The sequence below is a fragment of the Ruminococcus sp. 5_1_39BFAA genome, from assembly GCF_964240875.1.
Lineage (GTDB): Bacteria > Bacillota > Clostridia > Lachnospirales > Lachnospiraceae > Blautia_A.
This window is the reverse complement of the sequence record NZ_CAXSVO010000092.1, coordinates 1-1,037: the sequence shown is the minus strand read 5'-3', so window position 1 is coordinate 1,037 and position 1,037 is coordinate 1. Positions and strand designations below refer to the sequence as shown.

General features: G+C 29.9%; 1 protein-coding gene. It reads right to left on the bottom strand.

The features are described 5' to 3' along the window. Positions 1–1,037: hypothetical protein (locus tag ACESZH_RS23910; RefSeq protein ID WP_373219992.1), on the bottom strand; the 1,037-nt coding region annotated here is incomplete at both ends.

Sequence of the window (1,037 nt, the reverse complement as noted above, 5' to 3'; positions counted from 1 at the left end):
ATATAATCGTTGTTCATCGCCATAATTTAATATAAACTTCGCATAATTAGTTATGGATACGATATTACCATAACAAAAATCCAAATTCCCCAAAAACAGAAGATTTTGTTTTCCAAGATAGTCTAACATTGTATCAAAATACTTTAAGGTATGTTCAGGGGAATATGCTTCTCTGATAGATATTATTGCCTTTAAGTTATAAAAATAATTCATTAACTTTTCGCATCCATATCGAATACTTGCGTTAATGCCTTCTTCGATGTATTGTTTAGACTGTTCTATATCATATTCTTTTTCCGATAGATAGTATAATGCTGCTAACATTAAATGACATCGAATTATTGTAAAAGAATAATTTTTATCAACCGCTTCTGCAAGTAGACTCTTAACATTTTTTATATGATCAGTAAAATCGAATGTCTTGTTGGCTGAAATCAAAACTTGAGAGCCTTCGATTGAAACATTGTTATGACAATTTATACGATATGCATTATCACGAAGCATAATTTTACGCGCCTGATCCATATATTCAAGAGACTTTTGAGGATCACTGTAATAACAGATTTTTGCTTTCATCATTATTGAAAGAGTAATTAGTTTAGAGTCTTCTAATTCATTAGCAACTCCTTCTGATAATTCGTTATATTTTTTTGCCAATATTTCATAGTTATAGCGGGTATAAAGGCTAGCTGTTCTGTCAAATAAATCAAAGCGGCTTTCTAGCGAAAAAGCATCCGGTGAGATTCTCTCCTCAGCCAATAATTCCAGAAAATATTTTTCTGCCTGTTTTAATTTAGCAGCCGTCAGTTCTGCATGTGCCCGCAATTGGAGAACTGTATTTTTCAACTGATAATTATTTCGATGATATTTATCAATATATTTTAAGGCATTATCAATTGAATTTTTTGTTGTTCCGTAATCCATGTTATGCATTGGAATATAAACAGATGCTTGTATTATTTTTTCTTGTAATTCAATATTCTTATTTCTTTTGGCTAAAAAATATATTTCATCTAAATATTCAAAATAATCTCTTG